The organism is Actinorhabdospora filicis (assembly GCF_030269765.1).
Taxonomy (GTDB): domain Bacteria; phylum Actinomycetota; class Actinomycetes; order Mycobacteriales; family Micromonosporaceae; genus Actinorhabdospora; species Actinorhabdospora filicis.
In genome coordinates this window covers 255,031-262,035 of record NZ_BSTX01000006.1, presented here as the reverse complement: position 1 = coordinate 262,035, position 7,005 = coordinate 255,031, and the positions used below count along the sequence as shown (strand labels likewise).

Below are 7,005 nucleotides of genomic sequence, written 5' to 3'. Positions count from 1 at the left end.
CTGGAACGACGCTGAACGAGGAACCCCGGGGTGTCAAGCCAAAGAACGCGGCTTGACACCCCGAGAACCCTCGTTCCAAGAACACGTCTGGCCGACCGACGGAGGATCCACCTCTCCTACCCCGAGAGGGCTGTTTTGCGCGTCGGCTTGTCTTGAGTTGCCGTCTGTTCTGCGGCCTGCGGGCCGTCTCGGCCCGGGTCTAAAACAACAAGCTCTCGTCCTCACCCGGCTTTTGACCCCGTTGCCCGCCAGTCACTGCCCCGGCTCAGTTCTTGCGCCCTGCCTTCTTTCACGCGGGCGGGACCTCGCCGGGTCGCTCGGGTGCCGTCGCCACCACATGGGCGGTGGTGGCGGTGGTGGCGGTGTTCCCGACGGCGAGGTCCCTTCCCGCTCCGGCTCCGGCTACGGCTCCGGCTACTGCGGCTTGCGGGCCGTGATCACCGCGTAGCCCTGGCCGTCGACGCAGAGGCGGTTGTACTGCTTGACTGCCTCGGCGGTGAAGCCCGCCGCCTGGTCGCCGACGGCGTGCACGAGGGCTTCGTGGCGGTCGGTGACGGCTTCGGTCATGTGGGCGGCGCTGGCGCGGCAGTCTTCGGTGATGTCGCGGGCGGCGACGAATTCGAAGCCGGCGTCTTCCAGGAGGCGCTGGAAGGCTTCGAGGGTCACGAAGGGCGAGCCGAAGATCAGGTCGTGCATGAGCTGGGTGTCCTCTGCGGGCTGTTCGTGGGCGAGGTAGTAGTCGCAGATGACGAAGTGGGCACCGGGCTTCAGGACGCGGTTGACGCCGGCGAAGGCGGTGGCCTTGTCGGCGACGTGGAAGACGGACTCCATGGCGTAGGCGGCGTCGAAGGAGGCGTCGGGGTAGGTCATGGCGGTCATGTCGGCGAGTTCGAAGGCGACCTTGCCGGCCAGTCCGGCCTTGGCGGCGCGGGAGGTGGCGTCGGCGACTTGGGCGGCGCTGACGGTGACGCCGAGGACGTCGGTGTTGAGGCGGCGGGCGGTGTGGAGGGCTGGGCCGCCCTGGCCGCAGCCGAGATCGAGGACGCGTCCGCCGGTGGGCGCGGCGGCGGCGTCGAGGACGAGATCGGTCAGGTCGCGCTGGGCTTCGGGGAACGTGGTCGCGCCTCGTCCCCAGTAGCCGGTGTGGATGGTCCCTTCGAAGATGATGTCGAAGGCGCCGAAGGTCATGTCGTAGAAGGACCCGACCTCCGGGCCGCTGCGTCCGGACTGTTCCATGTCAACCCCAGGTTCGCTGAGAGGATACGGAATGGGTGGCTCCGTGCCTGGTCAGGTTAGGACTGCGCGGATCCCCCAGACGAGTGATACCGGCGTGTCGATCTCCATAAGGGACGGTTTCAGCGAATGGCGTCCTGAAAGCCGAGTGGGCGAATCCGTTCGGACCGGGCGGGGTCACCTGACCAGGGGATACTCCGGGGTATCGCCGTAGTGAAACGGAAATGGTGCTAGTCGGCATAAACGTGCGGGGGCCGCCATCGCGTGAACCGGTCGTCATGATCGAGCACCGTGGAGGTCACATGCGGACCAGATCCATCGCGGCGATGTCGGCCGCGCTCTTCGCGTTCGGATTACTGAACGCGCCACCCGCCGGGGCGGATCCCGGCGACACCGTTCCCACCGCCCGCGATGACGGGGGCGAGCGGCGGGAGCTGACGCTGATCACCGGCGACCGGGTCGTGGCGGGGCCGGACGGGTCCTTCGCGTTCCACGCCGGTGAGGGGCGGCGGGACGTCGGGTACAGCGCCTACCGCGACGCGCGCGGGGACACGCACATGGTGCCCGCCGACGCGGCGGGGCCGGTGCGGGACGGGCGGCTCGACCCGCGCCTGTTCGACGTCACCGCGCTGTTCCGCAACGGGTACTCCGAGCGGCGGGACCTGCCGTTGCTCATCGAGGGCGGCGCGGCGAAGCGCGCGGGCGCGCGGCTGGCGAGCCTGGACGCGGCGCCGGTGGCGAAGCCGGTCGGTGAGCTGGGCGCGTTCTGGGCGGGCCTGGCCTCCGCGCGGAGCCTGTCGGGCGGGCGGATCTGGCTGGACGGGACCTCGCGCCAGCTGCTCGACGTGAGCGTCCCGCAGGTGGGCGCGCCGGCGGCGTGGGCGGCCGGTTTCGACGGGGCGGGTGTCACCGTCGCGGTGCTCGACGGGGGTTACGACCCGGGGCATCCGGACCTGGCCGGGCGGGTCGCCGAGGCGAGGAGCTTCGTCGGCGGCGACGCCGTCGACCGCAACGGGCACGGGACGCACGTGGCGTCCACGGTGGCCGGTTCGGGCGCGGCCTCGCAAGGGCGGTACAAGGGCGTCGCCCCGGGTGCGAAGCTGCTGGTGGGCAAGGTCTGCGGCGATGACGGCCGCTGCCCCGACAGCGCGATCATCGCGGGCATGGAGTGGGCGGCGGCGCAGGGCGCGCCGGTGGTCAACCTCAGCCTGGGCGGGGACTGGACCGACGGGACCGATCCGCTCTCGCTGGCGCTGAACCGGATCAGCGAGGAGACGGGGACGCTGTTCGTGGTCGCCGCCGGGAACGACGGCGACCGGGAGAGCGTGAACAGCCCGGGGTCGGCCGAGAAGGCGCTGACCGTCGGGAGCGTCACCAAGTCCGATGAGCTGTCGTGGTTCAGCAGCCTCGGGCCCCGGGTCGGGGACGCGGCGGTCAAACCCGACATCGCCGCGCCGGGCAGCGACATCACCGCCGCTGCCGCCGCCGGTACCGGCCCCGAGGGCCAGATGTACGCCACCCACAGTGGCACCTCGATGGCCACCCCGCACGTGACGGGCGCGGCGGCGATCGTGAAGCAGGCCCATCCGGACTGGACGGCCGAGCGCATCAAGAGCGCGCTGATGAACGGCGCCAGGGACGACGGCCTGTCCGTCTTCGCCGAGGGCGCCGGGCGGCTGGACGTGGCGCGCTCGGTCGCGCAGACCGTGCTGGCCGAGGGCAGCCTGAGCTTCGGTCACCTCGCGTTCGGGGACGCACCCGTCACCCGCACGGTCACCTACACCAACACCGGGGACGCCCCGGTCACCCTGAACCTGTCGGTCAGGGGCGGGTCGGGACTGTTCACCGTGGACGCCACCTCGCTCACCATCCCGGCGGGCGGCACCGCGCAGGCCGTGGTCACCGCCGCGCCCGGCACGGGCACCGGCGCGGGCGATCTCGGCGCGGACCTGCTCGCCACCTCCGGCGACACCGTCGTGACCACCGCGCTCGGCGCGGTCTACGAGGGCGAGAAGTACCCGGTCGACGTCACCGCGCTCGGCCGCGACGGCGAGGCGGTGACCTCGGCCCGGATGACGGCGGTGAACCTGTCCACGAGCGACACCGAGTGGCTGGACTTCGACGGTGAGGGGCACGCCACGGCCCGCCTGGCACCGGGTTCCTACCGGGTCGGGGGGACCGTCGAGACGGCCGGGACCGTGACGGTCTACGCGCTCACCGTCTCCATCGGGCACGGCCCGGCCTCGGTCACCGTGGACGCCGGGCGCGCCTCGGCGGTCCGCGTCGACCTCACCGACCGCGACGGCGAGCGGCTGGACACCCAGCGGGTCTTCGCCTTCCTGCCCACCGGCGAATCGACGGTGTGGCTGGAGTACGGCGGCCCGGCGAGACTGCACCTGCTGACCGACGGCGACTACGCGGGCGAGTGGGGCTACACCGCGAGCTACCTGGCCGGGAAGGACCGCTACAACATCGTCCACACCGCCGCCGGCGTCCCCGGCCGCCTCGACCTGTCCTACGCCGACGCGCAACTCGCCCGCGAGGACACCGTCTACGAGGGACGCGGCGTGGCGAGCACCGCCATGCGCTACGACGTCACGCGGGGCGCGGGCTTCTTCGCCGCGATCGTCGAGTACGAGGTCCCCGTGCCGGTCGCCGGGACCACCGGCACCCTCCGGTACACGCCCGGCGTCTGGAGCTCGCAGCTCTTCTACGGCGACCTCGACTCCCATGACTCCGTCACCACGAAGGACACCCCGCGAGCCGCCGGGGACCGCTTCACCCGGCGGTGGAACTCCGCTCCCCTGGGCTCGGGCATCCGCGACGACCGCGACATCGTCTTCCGCGATGTCAACTCCCTCTACGTCACGGTGCCGATGTTCACCGGCCCGGCCGCGGACACGCCGGTCATGACCCGGCTGTACGAGCCGGGCCACAACCGCATGAAGCTGTCCGTCGACGGCCGGGTCGTCTACGACGAGGGCACCGATCCCGCGCGCACCTACATCGACCTGCCGCCGGGCACGTCGGGCCGGTTCACGCTGGAGTGCGAGGTCGGCAAGGAGGTCCCGTGGACCACCTTCGGCACGCGCTCGAAGGTCGCCTGGACCTTCGGCTCCGAGGCCCCACCGGACCTGGACAACATCACCTCCGACATCTCCACCGTCCGCCTGGACGCCACCGGCGTCCGCAACGGCGTGGCGCGGCGGGTCCTGCCGCAGCTGGTCACCATGACCGTCGACCACGCCCGGGCCGACAACCCGGGCACGGCCTCGCTCACCTTCGAGGTCTCCTACGACGAGGGCGAGAGCTGGACGGCCGTCCCGGTGGCGCGCTTCGGCGAGACGGCCGTGGCCGCGCTGATCCACCCGGCCGGGGCCACCTCGGTCTCCACGCGGGTGTCCACCGTGGACAAGCGCGGCAACACCTCGGCGCAGGAGATGATCCGCTCCTACGGCCTGGCCTGAGCCGCGGCAACGGAGGCGGGGCGGGCGCGCGTGCGCCCGTCCCGTCCCGCCGCCCGGAACAGGGCGAGCGCGGCGAGGCCGCCGATCCCGGCGAGCACCAGCCACGGGACCGGCGGCCCGGTGGCGTCGGCGAGGGCCCCGGTGAGCAGGTTCCCGGCGGTGATGCCGATTCCGGCGACGGTGCTGTAGGCGCCGTAGAAGGTGGCGGCGAGTCCTTCGGGGGCGCGGGCGATGACGATGTCCATCTCGAAGGGGAACGCGACCATGGTCGCCACGGTGATCCCGGCGGCGGTGAACAGGACCGCCGCGACCGTCCACATCGGGCCGATGGTGAGTCCGATGGGGACGATGAGGAAGGACGCGGCGAGCCCGGCGACGCCGAACGCGACGGCCCGGCCCGGCGCGAGGCGGCGTTTCAGGGCGGCGGTGAGCCGCACCTGCCCGGCGATGGTGACCGCGCCGGTGAGCGCGAACATCCCGGCGGTCAGGAGCGCGGCCCGCTCCGGCATCGCCGCGCGCAGGGTGAGCGGGAGCAGCAGGTAGACCTGGAAGGACAGCAGGTAGGCGGCGGCCATCGCGGTGGCGAAGCGCATGAGCCCGCCGGACCGCCGCAGCGCGCGCAGCCCCTCGGCGACCGGCCGGGCCGGTCCGCGCTCCTCGCGGGCGGGCAGCGCGAGGGCCTGCCAGACCGCCAGGACCGCGAAGACCCCGGCGGCGGCCAGGCTCGCCACCCTGAAGTCGAGCATGCTCAGCGCGAGACCGGCGACGGGCCCGGCGAGCATCCCGGCCTGGTAGAACACGTTGAACAGGGCGAAGGCCTCCACCCGCCGCTCCCCTGCCTCGGCGGCGAGCAGGCCCCGCACGGCCGGGTTGAACAGGGCCCCGGCGAGGCCGGTGGCGACGGCTCCGGCCAGCTGCCAGGGAAGCGCGGTGGCCAGGCCCAGGAGCGCGAACCCGCCGGTCCGCAGCACGCATCCGGCGACGATGAGGGGTTTGCCGCCGAAGCGGTCGGCGAGCATCCCGCCGGGCAGGAACATGCCCTGCTGGGTGAGGTTGCGCAGGCCCAGGACGAGCCCGGCGACGGCCGCCGGGACACCGAGCCCGGCCAGGTGGGCGGCCAGGAACGGCATGAGGATGTAGAAGCCGAGGTTGATGCCGAACTGGTTGACCATCAGCAGCCGCGCGGCGGGGCTGAAGGACGCGAAGCCCCTCACCGGCGGGCCGCCGGGTCGAGCCCGGCCGCGCAGCGCGTCCAGGAGGTGGCCTCGGCGGCGCCCGGGTGGGCGATGGTGCGCGGCCCGGAGGGTGCTTCGCCGCCGAGGAGGCCGTTGCGCCGGCAGTAGCCGTCGTCGAAGACCGTCCCGGCGTAGCGGGCGGGCCCGTCGGGGAAGATCGCGGCCACGCGCGTCCCGGCCGGTGCGGTCCGGGCCAGCCAGCCGGCGACCAGCGCGACCGCGCCGACGCTCCAGCCGCCGGTGGCGTAGCGGTGCCGGGCGAGGTGCCGCGCGGCCCACACGGCCTCGGCGGGGGCGATCCAGTGCACCTCGGCGAAGGCGGCGTGGCGGACGTTGCGGGGATGGATGCTGGAACCCAGGCCGCGCATCAGGCGCGGCCGGGCGGGCTGCCCGAAGATCGCCGAGCCGACGGTGTCGACGCCGACCAGCCGCACCGACGGGCAGCGCCGGGAGACCGCGTCGTGGATCCCGGCGGAGTGGCCGCCGGTGCCCACGCTGCACACCAGCACGTCCACCCGCCCGAGCTGGGCGACCAGCTCCTCGCCGAGCCCGCGGTAGCCGTCGGCGACGTCGGGATTGGTGTACTGGTCGGGGCACCAGGACCCGGGACGCTCGGCGAGCAGCCGCGCCACGGCGTCACGGCGGGCCTGCTGCCAGCCGCCGGTCGCGTGTGGACGGTCCACGGTGACGACCTCGACGCCGTGCGCGGCCAGCATCGCCGCCATCATCGGCTCCAGCCCGGGATCGGTGACGACGGTGACCGGGTGCCCGTAGGTCATCCCGGCGATGGCCAGGGCCAGCCCGAAGGTGCCCGAGGTGGATTCCACGATCGGCGCGCCGGGCGCGAGCTCGCCGCGCTCGCGGGCGCGGTGGACGGCGTGCAGCGCGGCGCGGTCCTTGATGCCGCCCGGGTTGGCGCCTTCGAGTTTCGCCCAGAACCCGGTGGGCGCGGCGGTGAAGGGCTCGCCGATCCACAGGACCGGCGTGCCGCCGACCAGGTCGGCGGGGGTCTGGCAGGGGCCGCGTCCGGCGGGCGCGGGCAGGGTCGAGCGCATGAGAAGCTCCGTGAA

The 7,005-nt window shown here is 73.3% G+C and carries 4 protein-coding genes; 1 reads left to right on the top strand and 3 read right to left on the bottom strand.

Going from position 1 to position 7,005, the window contains the following annotated elements; all coding sequences use genetic code 11:
* Window positions 1–414 precede the first annotated feature (414 nt).
* A complete protein-coding gene (locus QSK10_RS31855; protein WP_285667207.1) occupies window positions 415–1,236 on the bottom strand; it encodes an SAM-dependent methyltransferase in 822 nt (273 codons plus the stop codon).
* A gap of 299 nt (window positions 1,237–1,535) precedes the next feature.
* Here QSK10_RS31855 and QSK10_RS31850 point away from each other — a divergent pair, with 299 nt between their 5' ends.
* Window positions 1,536–4,700 (top strand): S8 family serine peptidase, encoded by a 3,165-nt coding sequence (locus QSK10_RS31850; protein ID WP_285667205.1) that lies wholly within the window; start codon window positions 1,536–1,538, stop codon window positions 4,698–4,700.
* Here QSK10_RS31850 and QSK10_RS31845 read toward each other — a convergent pair.
* Window positions 4,685–5,914 (bottom strand): MFS transporter, encoded by a 1,230-nt coding sequence (locus QSK10_RS31845; RefSeq protein WP_285667203.1) that lies wholly within the window; start codon window positions 5,912–5,914, stop codon window positions 4,685–4,687. The two genes, QSK10_RS31850 and QSK10_RS31845, sit on opposite strands and share 16 nt — an antisense overlap.
* The gene (locus QSK10_RS31840) at window positions 5,911–6,990 is read right to left on the bottom strand and encodes a PLP-dependent cysteine synthase family protein (protein ID WP_285667201.1); all 1,080 of its coding nucleotides are present in this window, start codon (window positions 6,988–6,990) and stop codon (window positions 5,911–5,913) included. The genes QSK10_RS31845 and QSK10_RS31840 overlap by 4 nt, the downstream gene beginning before the upstream one ends.
* Window positions 6,991–7,005: the final 15 nt, after the last annotated feature.